At 55.6% G+C, this 23,601-nt stretch carries 25 protein-coding genes; 16 read left to right on the top strand and 9 right to left on the bottom strand.

The features are described 5' to 3' along the window. The first annotated feature begins 91 nt into the window (after window positions 1–91). The gene (locus tag JYB84_RS12460; RefSeq protein WP_207320387.1) at window positions 92–889 is read left to right on the top strand and encodes a substrate-binding periplasmic protein; all 798 of its coding nucleotides are present in this window, start codon (window positions 92–94) and stop codon (window positions 887–889) included. Window positions 890–901: 12 nt separating this feature from the next. Here the strand turns inward: JYB84_RS12460 and JYB84_RS12455 are convergent, their stop codons facing one another. Both JYB84_RS12455 and rdgC read right to left on the bottom strand, forming a co-directional pair. Beyond that, window positions 902–2,128 (bottom strand): HD-GYP domain-containing protein, encoded by a 1,227-nt coding sequence (locus JYB84_RS12455; RefSeq protein WP_207320386.1) that lies wholly within the window; start codon window positions 2,126–2,128, stop codon window positions 902–904. A gap of 99 nt (window positions 2,129–2,227) precedes the next feature. Further along, window positions 2,228–3,139, bottom strand: coding sequence for a recombination-associated protein RdgC (gene rdgC, locus JYB84_RS12450; protein WP_207320385.1), 912 nt, complete (start codon window positions 3,137–3,139; stop codon window positions 2,228–2,230). A gap of 283 nt (window positions 3,140–3,422) precedes the next feature. Between rdgC and JYB84_RS12445 the strand changes: the two genes are divergently transcribed. The 5 genes from JYB84_RS12445 (at window position 3,423) to JYB84_RS12425 (ending at window position 9,923) form a co-directional block, all read left to right on the top strand. Further along, complete coding sequence (locus JYB84_RS12445; RefSeq protein WP_207320384.1) at window positions 3,423–4,349, top strand: porin; 927 nt, start codon at window positions 3,423–3,425, stop codon at window positions 4,347–4,349. A gap of 197 nt (window positions 4,350–4,546) precedes the next feature. Continuing rightward, on the top strand, window positions 4,547–5,236 hold the full coding sequence (phoB, locus tag JYB84_RS12440) for a phosphate regulon transcriptional regulator PhoB (protein ID WP_207320383.1): 690 nt from the start codon (window positions 4,547–4,549) through the stop codon (window positions 5,234–5,236). A 72-nt stretch (window positions 5,237–5,308) separates the two neighbouring features. Further along, window positions 5,309–6,619, top strand: a complete 1,311-nt coding sequence (gene phoR / locus JYB84_RS12435) for a phosphate regulon sensor histidine kinase PhoR (protein WP_207320382.1) — start codon at window positions 5,309–5,311, stop codon at window positions 6,617–6,619. Between the two features lie 189 nt (window positions 6,620–6,808). After that, a complete protein-coding gene (locus JYB84_RS12430) occupies window positions 6,809–7,780 on the top strand; it encodes a PstS family phosphate ABC transporter substrate-binding protein (protein ID WP_207320381.1) in 972 nt (323 codons plus the stop codon). A gap of 322 nt (window positions 7,781–8,102) precedes the next feature. Continuing rightward, the gene (locus tag JYB84_RS12425; RefSeq protein WP_207320380.1) at window positions 8,103–9,923 is read left to right on the top strand and encodes a M1 family metallopeptidase; all 1,821 of its coding nucleotides are present in this window, start codon (window positions 8,103–8,105) and stop codon (window positions 9,921–9,923) included. A 446-nt stretch (window positions 9,924–10,369) separates the two neighbouring features. On the opposite strand, the gene JYB84_RS12420 is transcribed toward JYB84_RS12425, so the two are convergent. Beyond that, the gene (locus JYB84_RS12420; protein WP_228290768.1) at window positions 10,370–10,858 is read right to left on the bottom strand and encodes a glutathione peroxidase; all 489 of its coding nucleotides are present in this window, start codon (window positions 10,856–10,858) and stop codon (window positions 10,370–10,372) included. Between the two features lie 150 nt (window positions 10,859–11,008). Between JYB84_RS12420 and JYB84_RS12415 the strand changes: the two genes are divergently transcribed. Together JYB84_RS12415 and JYB84_RS12410 are read left to right on the top strand one after the other, a co-directional pair. Next, a complete protein-coding gene (locus JYB84_RS12415; protein WP_207320378.1) occupies window positions 11,009–12,385 on the top strand; it encodes a magnesium transporter in 1,377 nt (458 codons plus the stop codon). A 7-nt stretch (window positions 12,386–12,392) separates the two neighbouring features. Further along, on the top strand, window positions 12,393–12,899 hold the full coding sequence (locus tag JYB84_RS12410; RefSeq protein WP_207320377.1) for a GNAT family N-acetyltransferase: 507 nt from the start codon (window positions 12,393–12,395) through the stop codon (window positions 12,897–12,899). Between the two features lie 179 nt (window positions 12,900–13,078). Here the strand turns inward: JYB84_RS12410 and JYB84_RS12405 are convergent, their stop codons facing one another. The 3 genes from JYB84_RS12405 to JYB84_RS12395 form a co-directional block, all read right to left on the bottom strand. Next, window positions 13,079–13,240, bottom strand: coding sequence for a small highly charged protein (locus JYB84_RS12405; protein WP_207320376.1), 162 nt, complete (start codon window positions 13,238–13,240; stop codon window positions 13,079–13,081). Window positions 13,241–13,704: 464 nt separating this feature from the next. After that, window positions 13,705–15,021, bottom strand: coding sequence for an RsmB/NOP family class I SAM-dependent RNA methyltransferase (locus tag JYB84_RS12400; RefSeq protein WP_228290767.1), 1,317 nt, complete (start codon window positions 15,019–15,021; stop codon window positions 13,705–13,707). Between the two features lie 94 nt (window positions 15,022–15,115). Then, the gene (locus JYB84_RS12395; RefSeq protein ID WP_207320375.1) at window positions 15,116–15,787 is read right to left on the bottom strand and encodes a DUF2461 domain-containing protein; all 672 of its coding nucleotides are present in this window, start codon (window positions 15,785–15,787) and stop codon (window positions 15,116–15,118) included. A 116-nt stretch (window positions 15,788–15,903) separates the two neighbouring features. Here JYB84_RS12395 and JYB84_RS12390 point away from each other — a divergent pair, with 116 nt between their 5' ends. From JYB84_RS12390 to JYB84_RS12370, 5 genes are all read left to right on the top strand, one after another. Beyond that, entirely contained in the window at window positions 15,904–16,470 is a 567-nt protein-coding gene (locus JYB84_RS12390; RefSeq protein ID WP_407695859.1) for a PhnA domain-containing protein, read from the top strand. A 132-nt stretch (window positions 16,471–16,602) separates the two neighbouring features. Continuing rightward, window positions 16,603–17,613 (top strand): succinylglutamate desuccinylase/aspartoacylase family protein, encoded by a 1,011-nt coding sequence (locus JYB84_RS12385; RefSeq protein WP_207320374.1) that lies wholly within the window; start codon window positions 16,603–16,605, stop codon window positions 17,611–17,613. Window positions 17,614–17,642: 29 nt separating this feature from the next. Beyond that, on the top strand, window positions 17,643–18,251 hold the full coding sequence (locus JYB84_RS12380) for a fumarylacetoacetate hydrolase family protein (protein ID WP_207320373.1): 609 nt from the start codon (window positions 17,643–17,645) through the stop codon (window positions 18,249–18,251). A gap of 138 nt (window positions 18,252–18,389) precedes the next feature. Then, on the top strand, window positions 18,390–19,145 hold the full coding sequence (locus JYB84_RS12375) for a substrate-binding periplasmic protein (protein ID WP_207320372.1): 756 nt from the start codon (window positions 18,390–18,392) through the stop codon (window positions 19,143–19,145). A gap of 24 nt (window positions 19,146–19,169) precedes the next feature. Continuing rightward, complete coding sequence (locus tag JYB84_RS12370) at window positions 19,170–19,760, top strand: hypothetical protein (RefSeq protein WP_207320371.1); 591 nt, start codon at window positions 19,170–19,172, stop codon at window positions 19,758–19,760. A 30-nt stretch (window positions 19,761–19,790) separates the two neighbouring features. On the opposite strand, the gene JYB84_RS12365 is transcribed toward JYB84_RS12370, so the two are convergent. Beyond that, entirely contained in the window at window positions 19,791–20,003 is a 213-nt protein-coding gene (locus tag JYB84_RS12365) for a hypothetical protein (protein ID WP_207320370.1), read from the bottom strand. Window positions 20,004–20,195: 192 nt separating this feature from the next. On the opposite strand from JYB84_RS12365, the gene JYB84_RS12360 reads away from it, so the two are divergent. Together JYB84_RS12360 and JYB84_RS12355 are read left to right on the top strand one after the other, a co-directional pair. Beyond that, the gene (locus JYB84_RS12360; RefSeq protein ID WP_207320369.1) at window positions 20,196–21,092 is read left to right on the top strand and encodes a DMT family transporter; all 897 of its coding nucleotides are present in this window, start codon (window positions 20,196–20,198) and stop codon (window positions 21,090–21,092) included. Next, window positions 21,089–21,508 carry a GNAT family N-acetyltransferase gene (locus tag JYB84_RS12355; RefSeq protein ID WP_207320368.1) on the top strand — a complete coding sequence of 140 codons (420 nt, stop codon included), beginning with the start codon at window positions 21,089–21,091 and terminating at the stop codon, window positions 21,506–21,508. Before JYB84_RS12360 ends, JYB84_RS12355 begins: the two co-directional genes overlap by 4 nt. A gap of 83 nt (window positions 21,509–21,591) precedes the next feature. Here the strand turns inward: JYB84_RS12355 and JYB84_RS12350 are convergent, their stop codons facing one another. Further along, window positions 21,592–22,314 (bottom strand): YebC/PmpR family DNA-binding transcriptional regulator, encoded by a 723-nt coding sequence (locus tag JYB84_RS12350; RefSeq protein ID WP_207320367.1) that lies wholly within the window; start codon window positions 22,312–22,314, stop codon window positions 21,592–21,594. Window positions 22,315–22,572: 258 nt separating this feature from the next. On the opposite strand from JYB84_RS12350, the gene JYB84_RS12345 reads away from it, so the two are divergent. After that, window positions 22,573–22,860 (top strand): TIGR02922 family protein, encoded by a 288-nt coding sequence (locus tag JYB84_RS12345; protein WP_207320366.1) that lies wholly within the window; start codon window positions 22,573–22,575, stop codon window positions 22,858–22,860. Between the two features lie 65 nt (window positions 22,861–22,925). Here JYB84_RS12345 and JYB84_RS12340 read toward each other — a convergent pair whose 3' ends face one another. Then, window positions 22,926–23,507 (bottom strand): TetR/AcrR family transcriptional regulator, encoded by a 582-nt coding sequence (locus tag JYB84_RS12340; RefSeq protein WP_207320365.1) that lies wholly within the window; start codon window positions 23,505–23,507, stop codon window positions 22,926–22,928. Window positions 23,508–23,601 lie beyond the last annotated feature (94 nt).

The following is a 23,601-nucleotide window of genomic DNA, read 5'->3' as shown; positions in this document are numbered from 1 at the left end:
TGTCTGCGGCAATGGGGCCTTGCCTCAGACTTGCAGCAGTGCGAACTATACTCAGTGGGAGTAACCCACCGCTGCCCGGGAGACAGTGCCCTTGCGTTTATTAAGCTTGCTGTTGCTACTGATGATTGCACCTGTGTGGTCTGCTCCCGACTGTGAGCAGCCACTGCGGGTGGGCTTTAATCACTGGCCGCCCTATGCCTGGCAGGAAAGCGACGGGGTGACCCGGGGCCTGGACGTGGACATTTTACGTTTGCTGGCGACCGAGGTGGGCTGCGAGCTCGATTTTCAGCTGCTGCCGGCCAAGCGCAGTCACCAGCTGTTGCGTCAGGGGGCGCTGGATCTCATGATGGGAGCCAGTTTTACCGCCGAGCGGGCCCAATATGGGCATTTTTCCCTGGCATACAGGGAGGAAGAGGTCGCGCTGTTTGAGCTTGATTCGGCTTCCCAGCTGGAACCGATCCACAGTTGGCAACAGCTGCTGGATCTGGGCTATCGGCTGTTGCTGCCTTCCAGTGGCTGGTACGGCAATGAATTTGAGCGGCTGCGTAACCAGCTCAGCAACCGGCAGCAGTTGATCGCCAGTCCGGATGCGGAGCGCAGTATTCAGATGTTGGCCCATGGCCGCGGCGAGGTGGTGATTGGTGACAGCCTGGCCTTACCTTATATCGCCCGTCAGGTGGAAGGTGTCAGGCTTGAGCGTCAGCCCCTGGTGCCGAGCCGCGAGCCTATTCATCTGCTGTTTGCCCGCAGCTCTGTCTCCCCGCAGTTGGTGGTCCTGTTTGATGGCGCCATCAGTCATGCCCGCAAGGATGGCCGGCTGCAAAAATTACAGCATAGCTGGCTGGATAAGATCGACGGGATAGTCGATCAGGGGGAAACCGGGCGCTGAAACATCACCGCCCTAACTGGCCATGGACTGTTGCTCGGTGGCATCCTGTTGTTTTGCTTGCGCAATAAAATCGGCTTCGTTGCTCAGAAACACGTCCACCAATTGCGGATCAAAGTGTTTGCCACGACCCTCGATAATGATTTGCCGCGCCTCTTCATGGCTGTAGGGGCGTTTGTAACATCTTTGACTGGTCAGGGCATCATAGACATCCGCCAGGGCCACAATTCGCGCCGCAAGCGGAATGGCCTTGCCTTCCAGTTGCCTGGGATAACCGCTGCCATCCCACTTTTCGTGGTGTCCGGAGGCTATCTGTTCACCCAGTAACAGCAGCTGACAGCTTGGCGCGTATTGCTGCAGATCCCTCAGTACCCCGGCCCCTATCTGCGGATGGCCCTTGATGGTTTCAAACTCCTCATCGCTGAGGCGCCCGGGTTTGAGCAATATGGCATCGGGGATGCCGACCTTACCTATGTCGTGCAGGGTCGAGGCCAACCCTATGTAATCGATAAATTCCTCCGTCAGCTCATCCGGTGGATTGTGACTGCCGGCCAGCCGGGTTGCGAGTAATCTGGCGTACTGGGCCATACGCAGCAGGTGCTCTCCGGTGTCGTTATCCCGGTATTCGGCCAGTTTGGCCAGACCTATGACAGTGGCCTGCCTGGAGCTGATGGCCTCTTCCAGCGACTTGCTCAGCTTGTCCATCAAAAAGGCGATGGACAGGCTTAACATGGCATTGAGCACCATAAAGTTAATCAACACCACAAAGTAAATTGTGGTGCTGTAGGCCGGCAGCGGTGGCCACTGCAATTGCTGTTGCTGATAGGCGATACCTATGGCAATCAGGGTCAGGGCATTGATTACCTGAGCCCAAATACTGGCGCTGAATCCCAGCAGCAGTGCGGTGAGCAGGGGAAACAGGAACATCCAGAACCAACCGGCCCCGGTGGGGCCCACAGACACCATAAAAGCGGCGCCTATGCCGTAGCAGAGGCCGGAGCCCATAAGGTAACGTTGCCTGTCACTGAGTTCGGGGAAGAACAGCAATCCCAGCAATAACAGATAGGCCAGGGTGTCCACTATCACCATGGCCCACAGACCTTGGGCAATGCACAGGTAGATGCTGGTCACATACACGGGGATGCAGAAGACGGCCATAAAGCCGAACAGGCGGCGAAATATGGTGTAGCGCCATTGGGGTAAATGGGAGGCGTTAAGACGGAATTCGCTCGCTGGGAACATGGTGCTATCCGGTTGAAAAACGATACCCAACAAGCATAAGAGTCCCACAGGCATAACTCAAAGGTTAATTGTGTCATGCCTGTGGGCTGAGGCAGGAGTTTACTCTGCGTCTGGCAGACCACCCAGTACATCCACCAGGCTGGTCATCAGCGCCACCAGCTCAGAGCCCATCAGGGCAAAATCGGCATCCAGGCGGGCCATGGGATCGTCATTGCCGACCTCGTCATTGCCGGCACGGAATTCTTCCGAGAACTTCAGGCGCTTCAGGCTGGCATCTGCCTGCAGCAGGAAGGCGATGCTCTGGCCAAAATGCAGTGCCAGTTTGGTCACCTGCTTGCCGGTTTCCAAATGGGCCAGCACTTCATCTTCGGTCAACACCTGTTGCTTGAAGCGAACTATGCCACCTTCATCGGCCACCGCCTTCAGTTCGGCTTCGTCCTGCATCTCAAACGGGGCGGGCGCCTGACCCTGCTTGAGCCATTCGGTCAATTGCACTTCCAGTGGTTGCTCAAAACTCACCGGGATCACCGGCAGGCTGCCGATGGCTTTGCGCAGCAGGGCCAGCAGCTCTTCCGCCTTGGTGGCGCTGGAGCTATCCACCAGGATCATATTGATCTCAGGCAGGATCAAGGCATGAATTTGGCTGCGGCGGGAGAAGGCCCTGGGCAGCAAGCTGGTGGTGATTTCATCCTTGAGAGCATCTTTTTCTTTCTTGGTCAGCTTACGATTTTCTTCTGCTTCCAGCTGACCCACTTTTTCTTCCAGTGCTTCCTTGATGACCTGGCCGGGCAGGATCTTTTCTTCCTTGGTGGCACAAATCAAATGGCGGTTGTTGGCACTGTGAACCAGGGCATCGCCCTGCTTGCCCAGGGCCTTGGAGAAACCGAATTTGCTGATGTCCTGGCTGGAACAGGGGGAGAAGGTAAAATCGGCCAGCGCTTTTTCCAGTGTCTCCGCGTCCAGGGACACTGGTTTGTTGAATCGATACAGGGTGAGATTTTTAAACCACATAGCTTAGGCTCTGCCAAAAAATAAAACCGCAGTGTAAGCCATACACCTGCGGGGGTAAACCCGTATTGAAATTGCGGCAGCCACAGAATTCATCAAACTGTCACACAGTGTAAAAATCATCTTAAGGCGTTGTTAAATATTAATAATATTTGCTTTTGTGCTGCATTATTCACCGAATGATGCAGCTTACTGCAGCAGTGAAATAAAACTGCAATATATCCGTTGCAAACTTGCGCTCGTTCCAAACCAATAACCAAGACGAACAGAACGTCGAAAGGATTAAATGATGAACGTGTTTTGCAAAACTTTACTCGCTTCTGCACTGACCGCTGCCACTCTCGCGTCTGCCCAGGCCGCTGAGCCTCTGACTGTTTATGGTAAGGTAAACGTGACTGCCCAGTCCAACGACGACGGCGTAGAGTCAGAAACTACTGTACAAAGCAACGCTTCTCGTCTGGGTGTTAAAGGTGATTTCGAGCTGAGCAGCTCACTGGAAGCCTTCTACACTGTGGAATATGAAGTGGATACCGGCAACGATGCCAAAGACAACTTCCTGGCCCGTAACCAGTTTGTCGGCCTGAAAGGTGCTTTCGGTGCCGTTTCTCTGGGTCGTAATGACACCATGATGAAGAATTCCCAAGGTAACGTTGACCTGTTCAACGACCTGTCTGGTGACCTGAAGCACCTGTTCAAGGGTGACAACCGCGTTGAACAGACAGTGACCTACATGACACCTGCCATGAACAACTTCCGTCTGGGCGTGACCTATGCCGCCGAAGCTGCCAAGACTCAGGGTGGCGAAGATGGTTTCTCTCTGGCCGCCATGTACGGTGACAAGGATCTGAAGAATACTCCTGTGTACGCCGCCCTTGCTTATGATTCTGAAGTGGCTGGTTACGACATTCTGCGTGCCACTGTTCAGGCCAAGCTGGCCGATTTCACCTTGGGTGGTATGTACCAGCAACAGGAAAAATCAGTTGGCGGTACCAGCACCGACGGTTTCCTGCTGAGCGCGGCTTACCATATTAATGCCGTAGTACTGAAAGCCCAATATCAGGACATGGAAGATAAAGGTGATTCCTGGTCTATCGGTGCTGACTACAAACTGGGCAAGCCTACCAAACTGCTGGCCTTCTACACCACTCGCGATATGGATGCTTCAACCGAATCTGAAGACTATATCGGTGTAGGTATCGAACACAAGTTCTAAGCTGAACCTGCTTATGGCAAAAAGGAGACCTGAGGTCTCCTTTTTTTTATGGGATTTTACTGACAATGAAATCAGCTAAATTATTGCAATTATGACAATTTTTTGGGTTTAATGACATTGTCGACCGCTCGCTTCATAATTTTGTAATAAAACTGACCAATAATGGCAGTGTGGAAATTCACTGAAGAACATCGCTTATGACTGCACGGATTTTGATAGTTGAAGATGAGTTGGCCATCCGCGAGATGCTGACCTTTGTAATGGAACAACACGGGTTCACCACTATAGCGGCAGAGGATTTCGATTCGGCACTGTCCCTGCTCAAGGAGCCCTTCCCGGATCTCATCCTGCTGGATTGGATGTTTCCCGGAGGCAGTGGTATCCAGCTGGCCAAACGCCTGAAGCAGGACGAGTTTACCCGCCAGATCCCCATCATAATGCTCACCGCCCGCGGAGAGGAAGAGGACAAGGTCAAGGGCCTGGAAGTAGGCGCCGACGATTACATCACCAAACCCTTTTCTCCCAAGGAGCTGGTCGCCCGCATCAAGGCTGTGTTGCGCCGCGCGGCACCGACCCGTCTGGAAGAAACCATTGACGTTCAGGGGTTGATGTTGGACCCGGTGAGTCACAGGGTTTCTGTCGGCGACACTGTGCTGGACATGGGCCCCACCGAGTTTCGCTTACTGCATTTTTTCATGACCCACCCGGAGCGGGTTTACAGCCGCGAGCAGCTGCTGGATAACGTCTGGGGTACCAACGTCTATGTTGAAGACAGAACCGTGGATGTGCATATCCGTCGCCTGCGTAAAGCGGTGGAAGTGTCAGGGCACGACAGGCTGATCCAGACAGTGCGCGGCGCCGGCTACCGCTTTTCGACACGCATATAGTGGCTGGCTATAGGCACGGATGGCCTTTTCGGCTATCTTGTGCCCCCATAGCACGACGCTTGGACACTTGAGATGTTCGACTCCTATTCAGGGTATCGCCTGGCTTCCAGGTTGATGATTTACCTTGCCCTTGCATTGGTCATAGGCCTGCTCAGCGGTCAGCTGCTGTGGGTATTGTTGTTGACCTGCATCATTCTGCTGGGCTGGCACTATCGCCAGCTCGGCCGTCTTAATCATTGGTTGTGGCACGATCGTCGCCTGACTCCGCCTCAGGGCAGTGGCAGTTGGGAAGGGGTATTCAACGGCATCTACCGTTTGCAGGGCAAGAACCGTCGCCGGGTCTCCCAGTTGGCGTCCCTGCTGGGCCGTTTTCGCCAGGGGGCGGAGGCCTTGCCCGATGGCGCCGTGGTGCTGGATTCGGATCTCAATATCCTCTGGTGCAACAAGCTGGCGCAGTTGATCCTGGGTTTGGTGTGGCCCCAGGACAATGGACAGCGCATAGACAACCTGCTCAGGGATCCGGATTTTTCCGCCTACCTGAAGAAGCAACAGTTCCGCGAACCCCTGGAGCTGGCGTCACCTGTGTCGGACAAACGCCGTCTGGAAGTCAGGTTGATGCCCTATGGCGACAGGCAGTTGCTGCTTATCGCCCGCGACATCACCCGCATCCGTCAGCTGGAAGGCATGCGCAAGGAGTTTGTTGCCAACGTGTCCCATGAGCTCAAAACGCCCTTGACCGTGTTGCAGGGCTATCTGGAGATGATGCAGGGGATGGCCGAACCCGACTCTCTGCAGGCCAGGCCGCTGGCGTTAATGGAGCAGCAGACCAAGCGCATGCAATCCATGGTGGAACAGCTGCTGGCCCTGTCACGTATTGAAGATGCCTCGGATATCAGTCTGGAGCATACGGTCAACATGGGGCAGATGATGCAAATCCTCAAGGATGAAGCCGAAGCCCTGGCGCAGGGGCAATATGAACTGAGTTTCCATTGTGAAACCGGGCTCAATACCCATGGCAACGAGCTGCAGTTGCGCAGTGCCTGCAGCAATCTGATTTCCAACGCCATTCGTTATACCGAACCCGGTGGCAAAATCAGTGTCAGCTGGCGCAGTGTCGCCAACGGTGCCCGTTTCTCGGTTACCGACTCTGGCGAGGGTATTGCACCCCAGCACATCAGTCGTCTGACCGAACGCTTTTACCGGGTCGACAGTGCCCGCTCACGGGCCACCGGTGGCAGCGGTTTGGGCCTCGCCATAGTCAAGCATGCCCTGAGCCACCACCACAGCGAGCTTGCCATCAGCAGTGAGCTGGGTAAGGGCAGTACCTTCAGCTTTGTTATCCCGACCCACCTGCTGGAGCATGCCGACAGCAAGCGTGCCTGAACGGGAATTTGGTAAACATAGGACATAAAAACAGGCCCGTTTGGGCCTGTTTTATTCTGTGCGGATCCCAAGCCAATAAAAAATGCTGCTTGTCATACAAGTGTCATTTAGAGGTCATAGACTTGTCATTGTGGCAGTTGATACTGGCTGCGTTTTAGAAACCAAGTACGCTAAACACTGGAGCAAAAAATGAAACTGAAACAGCTTGTCGGCGCGGTTACCTTAACGGCCGCTGGTGTATTCTCAGCCTCTTCCATGGCTGCCCTGGATCCTTCACTGCCTGAATATCAAAAGACCAGCGGCGTATCCGGTAACCTGTCTTCTGTTGGTTCAGATACTCTGGCCAACATGATGACCCTGTGGGCCGAAGAATTTAAGCAAGTTTATCCAAACGTAAACATCCAAATCCAGGCTGCCGGTTCTTCCACTGCGCCACCAGCCCTGACCGAAGGTACTTCTCAATTCGGCCCAATGAGCCGCAAGATGAAGCCCAACGAAGTTGAAGCCTTCGAAAAACACTATGGCTATCAGCCAACCGCGATTCGCGTAGCTATCGATGCCTTGGCCGTATTCGTGCACAAAGACAACCCAATCAAGGGTTTGAGCATGGAGCAGGTTGACGGCATCTTCTCTTCCACCCTGAAATGTGGTGGTACCAACCTGGAGCGTTGGGGCGATGTAGGTCTGGATGGCAACTGGTCAGCCAAAGACATCCAACTGTACGGCCGTAACTCTGTATCCGGTACCTACGGTTACTTCAAAGAGCACGCCCTGTGTAAAGGTGACTTCAAGGCCAACGTGAACGAGCAACCAGGCAGCGCCTCTGTGGTTCAGTCTGTGTCTCAATCTCTGAACGCCATCGGTTACTCAGGTATTGGTTACAAGACTGCCGGTGTTCGCGCCCTGGCTATCTCCAAGAAGGGTAACGAGTTTATCGATGCGACCACTGAAAACGCGGCCAACGGTACTTACCCTCTGTCACGTTACCTCTACGTGTACGTGAACAAGCACCCCAACAAGGATCTGGCCCCAATGGAGCGTGAATTCATCCGCTTCATCCTGTCCAAGCAAGGTCAGCAAGTTGTTGAGAAAGATGGCTATGTCGCTCTGCCTAAGAGTGTTATCGCCAAAGATCTGGAAAAAGCCGGCATCCGCCTGTAATTCCAGCTCCTTCAAAGAGCCTCCTTCGGGAGGCTTTTTTGTTTTTGTTGGCAAAAAGACATAAAAAAATGCGACCCTGAGGTCGCGGTAGTTCCAATTCAGAAACTCGTGATGGTCATATCTGACAACCATCGGAAGGGAGGATGATGATGAACGTCAAAATCAATTCGGTTCACATAATCTGACAGGCCCTCCGGCAGTTGGTTCACCCCAAGTTAAAAATATTTACACCTTGTGGCCACCCGTGCCAGGGATTGATTTGTTCCTGCAATCTCCCCTGCATTTCCTGGCTCGCTGGCTGACTTCTACCTTAGCAGGCATAATGTGGATTCATTCATTTGCGCAGGGCGTTCACTTGAGTCAGCACTATCACCCCCAGAGGGATTTTCACTCTTTCGCCAATCCGGAGCAGATCCGGGTGGAACACCTGGATTTAACCCTCGGTATCGATTTCGAGCAACAAAGGCTTCAGGGGCGGGTGCGTCTTATGCTGGATTATGTGGCGCCGGACAGCCGCTGTCTGTGGCTGGATTGCCGGGATTTGGCTATCTCGGCCGTTTACGATTCTAAAGCTCGCCCTTTGGATTGGCAGTTGTGCCAGTTCAGCGAGGTATTGGGGCAGGGGATGCAAATAAGCCTCAAGGAGGCCAGCCCCTGGATTGAGATAGAATACCAAACCTCACCATCGGCACAGGGACTGCAGTGGCTGAGCCCGGCGCAAACCCTGGGAGGCGAACTGCCATTTCTGTTTTCCCAGTCCCAGCCCATCAATGCCCGCAGTTGGATCCCGCTGCAGGATACCCCAAAGGCCAGAATAAGTTTCAGCGCCAGGGTTATGGCCCCAGAAGGGATGCAGGTGGTGATGAGCGCCTTGAATCTGGGACAGCGCGGCGCCGACGGTGCCTTCAGCTTTGAGATGGACAAACCTATCCCGACCCATTTGCTGGCCATAGCGGTCGGCGACATAGCCCGGCAGGAAATTGGTCCACGCAGCGCCGTGTTTGCCGAGCCAGGTATGCTGGCGGCCGCGGCAAAGGAATTTGAAGACATAGAACAGATGATGCAGGTGGCCGAGAATTTGCTCGGTCCCTATCGCTGGCAACGTTACGATATGCTGATCCTGCCGCCGAGTTTCCCCTTCGGCGGCATGGAAAATCCCTGTTTGGCCTTTTTGACCCCCACCCTGATCGCAGGAGACAAGAGCCTGGTCGCTACAGTGGCCCACGAGCTGGCCCATTCCTGGACCGGTAACCTGGTCAGTAATGCCACCTGGCGCGATCTCTGGCTCAATGAGGGCTTTACCACCTATTTCACCAACCGCATAGTGGAAGCGGTTTATGGTACCGAGCAGGCGCAACTGGAGCTGATGATAGAGTACGGTCGGCTGCGGGAGGAGATGGCTTCTACCTTGAGGTCACAACAGACCTTGCCCGCCAATCTGCAGCGCAGCGATCCCAACCTGGCCTTCAATCGCTTTACCTACGACAAGGCGTCGATGTTTGTCCATTTCCTCGAAAGACGCATTGGCCGCGAGCGTTTTGACAGGGCATTGCGCGATTATCTGGCGCATTTCGCCTTCCAGGCCATTACCACGGAAGATTTTGTCGCCTATGCCGAGCAGCATCTGCTGTCGGCCTTCGCCGATTGCCTGAGCAAAGCGGAACTCATGGAGTGGATTTATGGCTCGGGCCTGCCTCCAAGCTTTGTGGCCCCCAGCTCTTCCAGTTTGACCAAGGTCGACGACGCACTGGCGAGTTGGCTTAACGGCCAGCCGGCACTGTCCCTCGATGTGGCCAAATGGCGGGTGCAACATTGGCAATATTTCTTTTCCCGTTTGCCTGAATGTCTCAGCCAGGCACAGTTGATGGAACTGGATGACAGCTTTGGTTTCAGTGACAGCGGCAATTGCGAAATTGCCTGCGACTGGTTCCGGGTCGCCATTCGCAATAACTACGATCCTGTTTTGCCTGCGTTGGGGGCGTTTTTAGCCCGTATTGGTAGGGCGAAATTTGTCCGTCCCCTGTATCTGGAACTGCAATTGGCGGGTTATCAGCAGGAGCTTGGCGACATTTATCGCCGTGCCCGCCCCGGCTACCATCCGTCACTGCAGGTGCAATTGGATCGCATTTTGGCTTGGGAATAGGCGGAACAGGGATGAGCTGATAGACAGATAAAAAAATGGCAACCCAGAGGGTTGCCGAACAATTCAGTGTCAGGATAAGCATCGAGGTTTGCGCTAGCGGTTACGATACTGTCCCTAAAGGGAGATGATGACGAACGTGAAACTCAGCTGTTAAGCCCGAAGGCACACATACAAAATTCGGTTCACTTATTCAGAGTCCCGGCAAAAACAAAAGTTCACGATTTCTGAAAAAATTTTCTGCATGGCATAAAAAAAGGCAACCTACCTCGGTTGCCTTCGATCCTTCTTGGATCAAGGGGACTGCGCTAGAAGTCCCAGGGAGAATGATGAACATGAAAAACCTATTCCAGTGTTCATACATTTTGAGAGTCCCATGCGGTAAAAGTTCCCACCGATCCGAGTATTTTTTAAACAATTTTATTTGTCACTGACTATCAAATACTTGCCTATGACTGCGGCAGCAGCGACTCGATTTTTTGCGTCAGCGCCTCGGGTTTGGTGGTGGGCGCAAAACGCTCCAGCACCCGACCATCAGCATCGACCAGAAACTTGGTGAAGTTCCATTTGATGCTGCGGCTGCCGAGCAGGCCGGGGGCGGCGTCTTTCAGATGCTGGTAGAGAGGATGGCTGTTGGCTCCGTTGACCTCAAGCTTGGCGAACAGGGGAAAGCTGACGCCGAAATTCAGCTCACAGAAGGATTGGATCTCGCTCTCACTGCCCTGTTCCTGGGCGCCGAACTGATTGCAGGGAAAGCCGAGTATGGCAAAACCTCTGTCCTTGTAGTCCCGGTATAATTGCTCAAGTGCCTGATACTGCGGGGTGAAACCACATTTACTGGCGGTATTGACTATCAGCAGCACCTTACCGCGGTAGTCGGCCATGGACTGGGTACTGCCATCTATGCGGGTCACGCTCACATCGTAAATTGAACTCATGGAAAACCTCATGTCGGATCACTGGTTAACAAACAGTCTAGAGTAAAATAACTAATTACACAATTTAATTGTGCGCAATATAAATGTGTCGTTGCGAACACCCGGGTTTGCCAATATAGTCAGCCCAAATGTGAACGGATGGACGGCCCGGTGACAGAACTCAATAGCGAACAAGACATTAACTTGCATCCCCAGAATGAAGTCGGGGTAGTGGTACAGCAGTTGACCGGCGCCGAGGGTGAAGAGCAGGCCGAGATGTTCAGTGACATTCTCGAGGAAGCCGAACCCGGCACTGTGGCCCTGTTGCTGGAAGCGCTGCCGCTGGATGAGCGTTATGAGCGTTGGCAACAAGTGCAATTCGCCGACCGGGTGGAAGTGCTCAGCCTGATGCGTGCCGATCCCCGCATGGGAATTTTGCGGCAAATGCCCGACAGCGAAGTGGATTTGCTGTTTGCCCAGTTGAGTCCCGAAGATTTGATCGAGTGGAGTGACTACCTGCCGGAGAGCTACACCGACAGGGCTTTGGCCCAGATGGGGGAGCGCCAGCGGCAGCACTTCGAACTCTATAACCAGTACGATGAAAACGAGATCGGTCGTTATGCCGATCACCAGATGCTGGTGCTCAGCACCAAGGCCACGGTTGGCCAGGCGCAACGCTTTTTCCGTCGTATCGATTTGGACTGCAATGACAACCTGTTTCTGGTGGATGAGCAGGAGCACTACCAGGGCACGGTTCGGCGCCATGATGTGTTCCGGCACGGTCCGGAACAGCCCCTGGCCAGCCTGTTGTCGGAAGACAGCCGGGCCCTGAGCGCCGATGCCTCACTGTTGGAGGCCGCCGAAGCCCTGGAACACAGCCGTGAGGTGGAGTTGCCGGTGGTGGACTATGAGGGGGGCCTTATCGGCCGGGTGACACTGAGAACCGCCACGGCCTTGGTGCGTGAGCACTACGAGGCCCAGCTGATGGCGACCGCCGGTATGGATGAGTCCCACGACCTGTTTGCGCCCATACTCAAGGGTGCCAGGCGCCGCGCCGTGTGGCTTGGCATTAATCTGCTGACCGCCTTTTTGGCCTCGGCCACCATTGGTCTGTTTGAGAACGTATTGGCCCAGGTGGTGGCGCTGGCGGTCTTGATGCCCATTGTGGCCTCCATGGGCGGTATCGCCGGCAGTCAGTCCCTGACCCTGATGATCCGTGGCATGGCCATGGGGCAAATTTCCGGCGGTAACCTGATGTCGTTGATGAAGAACGAACTCGGCATTGGGGCGGTCAATGGCCTGCTTTGGGCCCTGGTGATTGGCGCCGTGGCATCCTGGTGGTTCAATGACAGCGTCATAGGTATAGCCATCGCCTGCGCTATTTTGATCAATATGCTGGTGGCCGCGGTGGCGGGGGTAGCCATTCCCATGCTGCTGCAAAAATTCAATCAGGATGCGGCCCTGTCGGGGTCGGTGATCCTGACCACTGTCACCGATGTGGTGGGCTTTTTCACCTTCCTCGGTCTGGCGACCCTGCTGTTTTTGTGAGTCTGAAATGGAGCTTGAGATAACCGCTGCCCGCAGCCCCGAGGACTTCGATGCCGCCATTGCCCTGCTGCAATCCCGGGATGATAACCACCATCCACTGGATCCGGAGCAATTGCGCCGGGCCCGGCTGCTGTTGCTGGCCCGTCAGCAGGGGCAATTGCTCGGCTGCGCCGCCATCAAGGCCGGTACGGGGGAGGTGGGGGAACTGGGCTATCTTATGGTGGCTCCGGACGCGCGCCGCAGTGGGATTGCCAAAAGTCTGACCCAGGCCAGGATGGCGGCCGCAAGGGAGATGGGCTTGAGTCTGCTGTTCGCCACAGTGCGTGCCGAAAACAGTGCCAGCCGCGACAATCTGCTGCGGGCCGGCTGGCAATTCTTCGGCGACTACCTCAGCATTCGCGGCACCGGCAACCGCATAGGTTGGTACTTTTTTCCGCTGAAAGCGGATATTGATGCCCTTGCCCTGATGCAACAGCAAGTGGGTGATAGGGTGAGGCTCTGCACCCCTGAATGAGATAGGTTGGCAGCTTGGTTGATAAGTGGGTTGGTTCAGAGGTCGCGAAGTTTGCCGCTTGGGCAAGCTGAATGCTCAACCTGCCCCTGGCTTAGTGAACTGGCTGTACTTTATTGAACTGACTGTACTATCGGGATCAGCGGCTCATTTGTGGGGTTCAAGCTAAACCCCGGAGCACCTTACTTCCATTTATTCTGGAGAAATTCCACCTCTGCATGCTCATCTGAGTAACGGCGCTTGGTATCACGGCGGCGTTGCTTAACCCGTTTGTTCTTTTGCTTCCCTTTGACATGGTCGCCCCATGGCGATTCTTCATCATCAAATTCGTAGGAGTGTGACATGGTAACTATTTCCGAATAGAACTGTGCCATTCTCGGCACGGCTTCTTTTTACCCAAAGGTCTCAATAAGCTAAAGCGAATTTTTTACCGTTTTATGGTGAAAAATATTGCATGAGTTGCGCTCAATCACGGCAGCTGTTGTTAGTGGCAACCCAAAGGTGAAGGTGTTGGTTATTTATTTGATATTAAAAGGAAATGATTATTCAGTTTTTGTAATGGGGTGCGCCTGGCATTCGGGGCATAACCTTGGTGCTCAAGGTGACCCCGTTGCCGGACACAAATTGGATCAATTCAGGCGCCGAAAACGGGCGACAAACATGCCGTTGCAGTTGGCCTGTTGTGGGCGAACAGTGGCCAGACAGTGGCCAGACCGTGATCAAGGTGCAGCGTTCGCCACTGAAAGAAAAGTATGAGTGAATTTCCCGGGGCCATTCCTTAACGGGCAAGGCGGCCCCGGGGGTAGGATCAATCCAGGCGCCGAAAGCGGGCGACAAACATGCCGTCGCTGTTGGCTTGCTGCGGCCAGACCGTGGCCATAGTGCAGCGCTCGCCACTGAAGGGGTGGGTGAATTCTTCGGGGCTAAACTCCGGGTGGGCCGCGAGAAACGCCTCGGCCACGGCCCGGTTTTCCGCCTCGGCCAGGGAGCAGGTGGCATACACCAGCACGCCGCCTTCTCTGACCGCGGCACTGGCGCGGCGCAGTATGTCCAACTGCAGTTCAGGCTTGTCAGTGACCGCGGTGGCCGAGTCCAGCCAGCGCATGTCCGGATTGCGGCGCCAGGTGCCGGTGCAACTGCAGGGGGCATCCACCAACACGCCATCAAAACTGCCTGCATCCACCGGCAGGGCGTCACTGCGCCAACGGGCGACGCTGATGTTGGCAAAACCGGCGCGCCGGGCTCGCTTGCCCAGCTCTTCCAAGGCCAGGGCGCGGATGTCAGAGGCGACGATTTGGCCTGCATTGGCCGATGTAGCTCTGTTGGCCATCAGCGAGCTGAGTTGCAGGCTTTTGCCGCCGGCACCGGCGCAGGCATCCCACCAGGACTCACCCGGCTTGGGGTCACAGACCTGGCCTATCACCTGGGAGGACAGATCCTGTATCTCAAGCTTACCTGCAGTGTAGAGGGTAATTTCATTGAGATTGATGCTCTTGCTGCCAAGGCTCAGGGCATCGCTGAAATAGGGGGCCGCGCTGGCCTCTATGCCGAGGGCGCGCAGGTCGCTCACGGCCTTGTCGCGCGCCATTCCCTGGGCCCTGGCCCAAATGGGGGGCCGTTTGCACAGGCTGGTCAGAAGCGCTTCCCGTTCGGCGTCATCCAGTGGCGGCAACAGGGGCCAGAACCAGTCGGGCACGAGATCGGCTGCATGAAATTGCACCGGCGCCAGCAGTTGGCTCAGCTGCAGAGCGGTGGCAGAGGGGGTATCAAAGCCGGGCAGTGCCAGTTGCTGCCAACCGGCCTCCATGGCCCAGGCAGCGCGAATGTCTTCCCAGGGATGTTGCTCCAGCGCGGCACACAGGGCCAGTTGCCCGTGCCAGAGGGCATCGCCCTCAAGGGGCAGTTTGCGGGCCCAGCCCCACCAGCGAAACAGGGCAAACAGGGTCTCACGAATAAGCTTTCTGTCCTTGGAGCCATGTTTGCGATTGAGCTTGAAATAGGCGGCCAGCACCCTATCGGCACTCTGGCCACTTTCCATTATGTCGTTGAAAAGCTGCTTGATGGTGTGGCTGTGGCTGCCCGCTCTTTTAACGGCAACCTCGGCCGGGGAAACTTGTGCACTCAAAATTACTGCGCCCGCTGAAAATCAGGGCGCCAGTGTAACAGAATCGGTTGCGCAGTGCCTCTTCGGCACACAGGGAACTGCGCCTTTTCCAACCTCAGTAATCCAGATTCAAGGCAAAGCACAGGTAGGACATCAGTGCTTGGGTGGCCTCAAACTCCGCCAGCAAATTTGTGGCGAAATCAGGGGCCAGGACTTGCTCTTGGCTCAGGGGCTTGATGGCAATAAAGTCCTTGCGCTTAAGCTCATCAATCAGTGCATGGCTCTTGTCATAGCCCCGAGGAGGCCGGCTTAGGCTGTCGCCCTCCATCTCGAAACCACCGGCCTGCAACTGGGTCAGCGCCTTGCGATAACCGTTGGGATTTTCATCCATGCAGCTGCGAATGGCATTGAGAGCCTGGGCCTCGGGGTGCCAAATTCCGGCACCGATAAAGCAGCCGTCGGTGGCAATATGCAGATAGAGGCCGGGGGCGTGCACATCCTTGCCCTGGAAATGGCGGAACTGGATGCCGACGTTGGTCTTGTAGGGGCGCTTGTCTGCACTGAAGCGACTGTCGCGCTGGGGCCGCATCAGGCTGCCGCCGACTTTTTTTGCCACCGCCGTCAGTCTGGGTGACAGGGCTTGAATTCCCGGCGCCAGGGTGGTTATCAGCTGCAGCGCCGGCGTGCGGACCTTATCCTCGTAACGCCCTTGGTTGGCTTTGAACCAATCCCTGTCGTTATTTTGCTCAAGTTCGCTGAGGAAGCTGAAGGTATCTTGGGTGAACATGGCATTATCCTTTACTTTATTAGGCCTATTTGCCTTTCGCCCGCCCCGGATGGCGGACAAGAAAGGCAATTCCTGTTACAATCCGCATTTACGTTCGTTTTAAGTGAAAGATCAAGATGACAGATGCAATCAGCCGCGCCGGCGGCAAATGTGAATTATGTGGCAGCGAAGGTGAATTGTCGCTGTTTGCGGTCCCAGCCAGCGGTGACAGACGCGACAATGAAATCGCCCTGTGTGCCACCTGTAGCGGCCAAATCGCCGATACCGACACCCTGGATGTGAACCACTGGCGTTGCCTCAACGACAGCATGTGGAGCCAGGTGCCTGCGGTGCAGGTGATGGCAGCCCGTATGCTCAAGGAACTGGCCAGCGAGACCTGGGCCCAGGACCTGCTGGACATGCTGTACCTGGACGAAGATACCCAGGCCTGGGTGGATGCGGCAGCGGCCGAAGCCGCCCTGGATGCCGATGCGGCACCGACCCTGGACTCCAACGGCACCCAACTGGCCGCCGGTGATACAGTGGTTATCATCAAAGACCTCAACGTCAAGGGCACCAGCTTTGTGGCCAAACGCGGCACAGCGGTGCGTAACATTGGTCTCACCAGCAACCCTGAGCATATCGAGGGCCGCGTCAACGGCACCCGTATCGTGATTCTCAGCTGCTACGTGAAGAAGTCCTGATCCGCGTATCATGGAATTCAAGCCGCCTCCGGGCGGCTTTTTTGTGCCCTTCTTTTTAGTGAATTCAGACTCGACTGGTGGCGGGCAAGCTTAACTGTTATAAATAAGCCATTGAAAACACTGGATGCTGCTATGGCAAAACGACGGGAAGCATTTGAATTCGCCGGTGAGGCCGTGGCTGCGGGGACCGCCCGCACCCTGAGGCTGCCGGCCGCCAGGCTGTACAACGACACCCAACTGGATTTGATGGTGGAGGTCTATCACGGCAGCAAGCCAGGCCCAACCCTGCTGGTGTGCGCCGCCATTCACGGCGATGAACTCAACGGCATCGAAATCTGTCGCCGCCTGATGGGCCGCATCAATCCCAAGGCCCTGCATGGCACAGTGCTCCTGGTGCCGATAGTCAATGTATTCGGTTTTATTCAGAAATCACGCTACCTGCCGGACCGGCGCGATCTTAACCGCTGTTTTCCCGGCTCGGAAAAAGGCGCCCTGGCGAGCCGTCTTGCCAATCTGGTGGCTACTGAACTCCTGTCCCGCGCCAGCCATATCATTGACCTGCACACAGGGGCCATTCACAGGGACAACTTACCGCAGATCCGCTGTGACACTTCGGATCCCGTGATGATGGCCATGGCCGGAGCCTTCGGCGCGCCGCTGATCATGGACAGCCGCGCCAAGGGGGTGTCCCTGCGCGGGTACGCCAATCAAAAGGGGATTCCCTGCATATTGTACGAGGCCGGCGAAGCCCTGCGCTTCAGCGAGCTGGCGATTCGCACCGGCGTTCGCGGGGTGCTTAACGTGATGCGGATGCTGGAAATGCAAAAGGGCCCCATACGCCGTACCACGGCGGTCAGCGCCATCCACAGTTATTGGCTGCGCAGCGATGCCGATGGCCTGGTGAACAAGAAAATCCGTCTTGGGCAGCGGGTCAACAAGGGCAATATTATCGCCCACATAGTCAGTCCCCATGGAACAGAGGCCCTGCCAGTTCGGGCGCCCTCCGATGGTATCATCATCGGCATCAGCAATATCCCCGTGACCAACGAAGGGGAAGGCATGTTCCATATCGCCCAGTTCCAGGGCGATGAAATCGAAATCCTCAATGAGCAACTGGATGAATTCCTGATGGAATTCGCCTGATTTTACGTTTGTATTTTAAAGGACAGTTAATGACCGCAATTCATTTTGGCAGCCAGAGCATCATTCCCGGCAAGCTGGTCTGTGTCGGCCGCAACTATGTGGCCCACATTGAGGAGTTGGGCAATGAGATGCCGGACGACATAGTGCTGTTCAATAAACCCGCCAGTGCCCTGACCAATGAACTCAGGGCCTTTGCCGGTGAGGCGCTGCATTACGAGGCCGAGCTGAGCTTTTTAATTCGCACCGGCAGGATAGTGGCCGTGGCCCTGGGGCTGGATCTCACCAAGCGCGATCTGCAATCCAGACTCAAGCAAAAGGGCTTGCCCTGGGAGCGTGCCAAGGCCTTTGATGGTGCTGCACTGCTGAGCGATTTTGTCGCCATCGACGACGCGACCGGCCTGAGCTTTGAGTTCCGCTGCGACGGCGAGCTGTTGCAACAGGGCAGCCTGGAGCTGATGATCCATCAACCCGCCACAGTGATAGCTGCCCTGGAAGGCTTTATGGCGCTGCAGGACAACGATGTGCTGATGACCGGCACCCCGGCTGGCGTTGGCGCCCTTAAGGCCGGTGCGCTTTACAGCGGCACTGTGTACCAGCATGGCCGCTGTTTGCTGACCAAGGAGTGGCGCTGCCGCTGAAGGAGCCGCAGCAGGCTCTTAATAAGCAGCAATGACGCTGCGGCCAAGGCTGTTTATGAGCAGAATTGGCGCTGGAGGCTCACTTGAGGCAGGGATGGCCGCCAACCATACTCAGATTATTGCCTTAGGAGAATGCCCATGGGGAGAAAGCACGCGATCCTGCTGTTGTTTGGCTTGTGCTGCCTGTCCTTGCAGGCCGGGGCCACACCCAGGCTCAGGGCCTGTGTTGATGAATATCCACCCCAGCAGCGTCTGCACCCCAAAGCCGAGGGGGAGAATATCGCCGCCTTGGAGGCCCTGTCGCAGCTGTTGTCATTGGATCTGGTGCTGGTGGAAGGTCCCAACTTCGCCCGTTGTCTGCTGATGCTCGACAGGGGGGAAGTTGATGTGGTTCCCGGGATCATCCCCAGTGAAGAGCGTGCCCGCCAATACCTGTTGCTGCCGTTTCGCCATGACAGTCGCTATGTATTTGTCAGTCACAAGGGCCTGCAGCCTTTGCTTCGCTATGAAGATCTCTATGGCAAGCCCATAGCCGTCAGCCGTAACACCTTGTATTTCTCCCGATTCGACAAGGATCCCGCACTGCAAAAGGAACAGGTGGGAAGCTTGAATACCGCAATCCGTATGTTGCTGGCGGAGCGGATCCAGTTGGTGATAGTGCCTGAGGTCAATCTTGGGGGATTAAGGTCGCAATTTGAGGACTTTGACCGCCTATTGCAGGTGAACCCTTTGCGGATAGGTGAGGACAGGATAATTCAGTTCGGATTCAGTCGTTTTCACGGCTTGGGGCTCAGCGAGCAGACACTCAGGGACAAGGTGGAAACGGCCTTTGCCGCCGGGGTGTTTGAGGATGCAATCCGGGAGTTTATTGACACTCATCCTCACTGGTATTGAACCGAGCCTTCAGGAAATAATCTTATGTCTAATGCAGCGCTTGTTGCTCTTTTATCCCTGATCCTCACGGCCTGTCAGCATGGCGAGCCGGAACCTGAATCGAACGGGGAGCAAGTCTTACAACCAACAGCGCTGGCCTGTGGCGAACATGCTGCGGAGCTGAGCTTGCAATTACCCGAGTCCGAATTGCTGTTGACACTGTCTGAGCGCACAACCTGGGATGGACGCAATTTTCTGCAAGGGGATTTTACCCAAGACGAGGTGCGGGGCCGGGCAATACTGGACTGCAGCCAGACCCTGGTCCTGGAGGGCGAAGCCCGGGGGCTGCGGCTGGCCACCTTTGCCGTCAATTATCAGGGCACGGGGCTGTTCTGGTACCTGGGATTGTTCCGGGACAATAGCGCGGGAACTGTGGAGCACCTGGCCAGCGCTTTTCTCGGCGACAGGATTAAGGTGCAACAGTTGAGCCAGCAGGATGACAGATTGGGCGTTGAATTGCTGCGTCACGGTGAGCAGCAGGCCATGGCCGACGAACCGGCCGAGAAGGCGCTGCTGTGGTTTCACTGGCAGGCGGCTTCAAGCCGCCTGGAGCCCGTCCTGCAGAAGCAAGAGTAGGGATCCTTGCCGCGCGATTGAGCCTGGAAATTAATCCATTTCCAGTTCAATATCTGTGCAACCCTTGTCGCAGCGGATATGGCCTATGGGATCTTTTTTTGGATTGGCTGGCAACAGGGCATGCAGTGGTTTGCCGCAGACATCACACTTGATGCTTTTGCCGGAAAGCAATTGCTTGATAAGCTGTTTTTGCTTGTTGAATGACTCTGTGCTGCTGCTGTTAATCTTTGAAAAATCACCCATATTGATATCTCTGTTCCTTTTGGGGTTCAAGCTGCGCCCAGTATACGACAAGCCAGGCATCCGGCCCAGCCCGTTTGCCGCCCGGGGCCGGACGTCATTCATTTGTGTTTACATTCGAGTTCCGGAAGTCGCTTTACAGCCCAACTCCCGCGGCCCTACACTTGGCCATCCATTAGCCCTGTGACCTTGCCCATGAAGCTCTCGTCCCTGTTGCAACTTATTCTGCTGTCCGCCATTTGGGGGGCCTCTTTCCTGTTTATGCGTATAGCTGTGCCCGAGCTGGGTCCCGCCTGGCTGATGTTCGGCCGGGTGGGCATGGCGGCGCTGTTTTTGGCGCTGACCGCGCTGACGCTGAAAAAGTCGCTGCATTTTGGCCGTTACAAGGGCCACTACCTGATGCTGGGCATGTTCAATTCGGCGCTGCCTTTTCTGCTCTACGGCTATGCTGCCACCGAGTTGCCGGCGTCGCTGCTATCGATTCTCAATGCCACCGCGCCGCTGTGGGGTGCACTGATCTCGGCCTTTTATCTTAAACACTGGCCGACGGGCAGGGCCTTGCTTGGACTGGTGACCGGCTTTGCCGGTGTGGTGCTCTTGGCAGGCGTTGAAAGCCTGGCCCTGTCGACGGACGGGCTGCTGGCGCTGCTGGCCGGATTGGCGGCCGCCGTTTGCTATGCCATCGCCTCCATTTACAGCAAACAAGCCAAGCAGACCGATGCCTTCGGTAACGCCCATGGCAGTATGTGGGCGGCCACCGCCATACTGCTGCCGAGCCTGTGGCTGGTGCCGGCGCCGGTTGCCCTGCCATCGAGCGGTGCGCTGCTGGCGGTTCTGGCCCTTGGCGTGCTGTGCAGCGGCATCGCCTATTTGTTGTATTTCCGCCTGGTGAATACCCTGGGCGCCATGTCGGCCCTGACTGTGACTTTTCTTATTCCGGTATTCGGTATTTTCTGGGGCGCACTGCTGCTGGATGAGCACATAGGCTGGCATACCCTTTCTGGTACCGCCATTATCCTGCTGGGCACGGCCCTGACCACAGGGATTCGCCTGCCGTCCCTGTTTAAGCCCAAACTGAGTCGTTCATCATGACCCTGGATATTCTGGAAGATGAATCATCGACCTTTGCCGATGAGATGAAGGCCCGTATCGCGGCCTTTAATGCCCAGCATTGGGATGCCAGTGCCCGCAAACCCCTGGGACTTAAATTACTTGACGCCGATGGCAGCTTGCTTGGCGGGATCAGTGGTCGCACGTTCGGCAACTGGTGCCATATAGAGTATCTGTGGGTCAGTGAGGCAGGGCGGGGCAAGGGCCTCGGCAGCCGCTTGTTAAGCCGAGCGGAAGAGCTTGCCAGGGCAAGGGGGTGTCACAGTGTGCTGCTCGATACCCTGGAGTTTCAGGCGCGGGATTTTTACCAGCGCCACGGTTATCGGACCGTGTGGGTGCAGCAGCAGTATCCCTTCAGCGGTGAGAAGTACTATATGGTGAAGCAACTGGGGCAGTAGCGCCAGGCTTGGCGCCCAGACAATAAAAAACGCAGCTATGGCTGCGTTTTTTATCAGTCAATCAAAGCGTTATTTCACTTTCATTACTCGACTATCTGGGCATTGTGATACACGTTTTGCACATCGTCACAATCTTCCAGGGCGGCAATGAACTTGTCGAAGGCCACTACGTCTTCACCGCTGATTTCGGTCATGGTCTGGGGCACGAAGGTGATTTCTTCCACCACGAATTGGATGTCCGGCATGGCTTCGGTCAGGGCGGTTTTCACCTTGTAGAATTCGGTGTTGGGAGCAAAGACGCTGATCATGCCATCTTCCACTTCCACATCGGACACATCCACATCGGCCATCATCAGGATTTCCAGTATGGCTTCGTCGTCCTCACCCTTGAACACGAACACTGCCTGGTGATCGAACATGTGGCCCACGGTACCGGGACCACCGAGCTTGGCATCGTTCTTCACAAAGGCCTGACGCACTTCGGTAAAGGTACGCTTGCCGTTGTCGGTCAGACAGTCAACTATCACCATGCAGTTGCCGGGGCCGAAGCCCTCGTAACGGGCGGTATCATAGTCTTCACCGCCGCCACCCTTGGCCTTGTCCAGGGCGCGCTCAATGACGTGGGCAGGCACCTGATCTTTCTTGGCGCGTTCAATCAAACGGCGCAGTGCCAGGTTGCCGTCGGGATCGACCCCGCCACCCTTGGCACACACATAGATTTCCTTGCCATAACGGCCATAGATCCTGGTCTTCTGTGTGGCGGTTTTCGCCATGGATTCTTTACGGTTCTGATACGCTCTGCCCATCTTGTTCGTCTCGGATTAAGCCTGTGAAAAAAGTGCCGCGATTTTAACAGCTTTCCTTGCCGCTGTGCACCCACAGAGGCAACACTGCTCACAAAGCACGGATAAATTAAGAAAAATTGTGTTCCTGGCGGGTTCTGAGCTGTTGCTTTCTGAAGCAATTTATAGTGTTATGGAAAGGTGTTGTTAACATTTACTTCACTTTAGTGAACGGCATACAGCGTACCGGCACGCACAGCCGGCATACCCAGGACATTAGCTATGCAAGGCGGACATAATAAAGAACAAGAGCTTGCCAACCTGGCAAACGACTTGCGGGAAGAAGACACTGGTGCCACGGTCACTGTGCTTTACTACGATGCCCCGGCCGGGCTTATCATGCACAATGCTGTGCTGACCGATCTGGTGGTCAGCAGCTCGGGCAGGGTGATGATCCCCCAATCCTTCCGGGACGGTAAATCCATCATTGCCGTGCTTGAGGGTGAGTGCAAAATTCTCAACTCCCTGGGTGAGCGGGTTTATGCCCAGAAGAGTCTGGATCTGGTGTAAGCGACAGCAAGATTTGATAGCAAAACGCCCGCAACTGCGGGCGTTTTGTTTTACTGAGATAGACCTCAGCGACACAGATCCTGGTACAGGCGTTCGGTCAGTTGTGCCAGGGTATCCCCTTGGGGGTGGGCCTGGGCATAGGTACGCAGACCATAGATCCCCATCACCAGGTATTGGGCCAACAGGGCAGGATCCCTGTCCGGCGCCAACTCACCTTCGGCAATGGCGCGGGCAAACTGTTGCTCAAGACCCTGTTGCCAGCGGCGCAGGCTGTCGCACAACAAACTGCGGATTTCGGCATCCTCTTCGTCCACTTCATTGAAGGTTTTGGTTAACAGGCAGGCCTTGTCGCTTTCACAGCTGCTGCATTCCTGCACCAGATTGTCCAGGTAGGCCCGAAGACCGGTCAGCGCCGGCACCGACGGCGAAAAAAATTGCTCAAATTGTCTGCCCCTGTCCAGCTGATATTGCTCCAGCGCCGCCAGCAACAGGCCGCGCTTGTTATCGAAGGCGCAATAAATGGATCCCGGGTGCAGGCCGGTGGCACGGGTGAGGTCCTGCATACTGGTCTTGGCAAAGCCCTTGGCCATAAAGGCTTTCATGGCCTGTCTCAGCACCTGTTCCCGATCGTATTCCGCGGTACGCATCTGCTCTTATCCTCTGTGAACTCAGCGCCATTCTAACCGATATTGAATGTTCGTTCAAAAAACATCTTGAATGATCGTTCAAGAATGGTTATCT

This window comes from Shewanella cyperi (genome assembly GCF_017354985.1).
In the GTDB taxonomy this organism is placed as follows: Bacteria; Pseudomonadota; Gammaproteobacteria; order Enterobacterales; family Shewanellaceae; genus Shewanella; species Shewanella cyperi.
The sequence above is the reverse complement of the archived record's forward strand: the minus strand, read 5'-3'. Positions and strand labels throughout refer to the sequence as shown.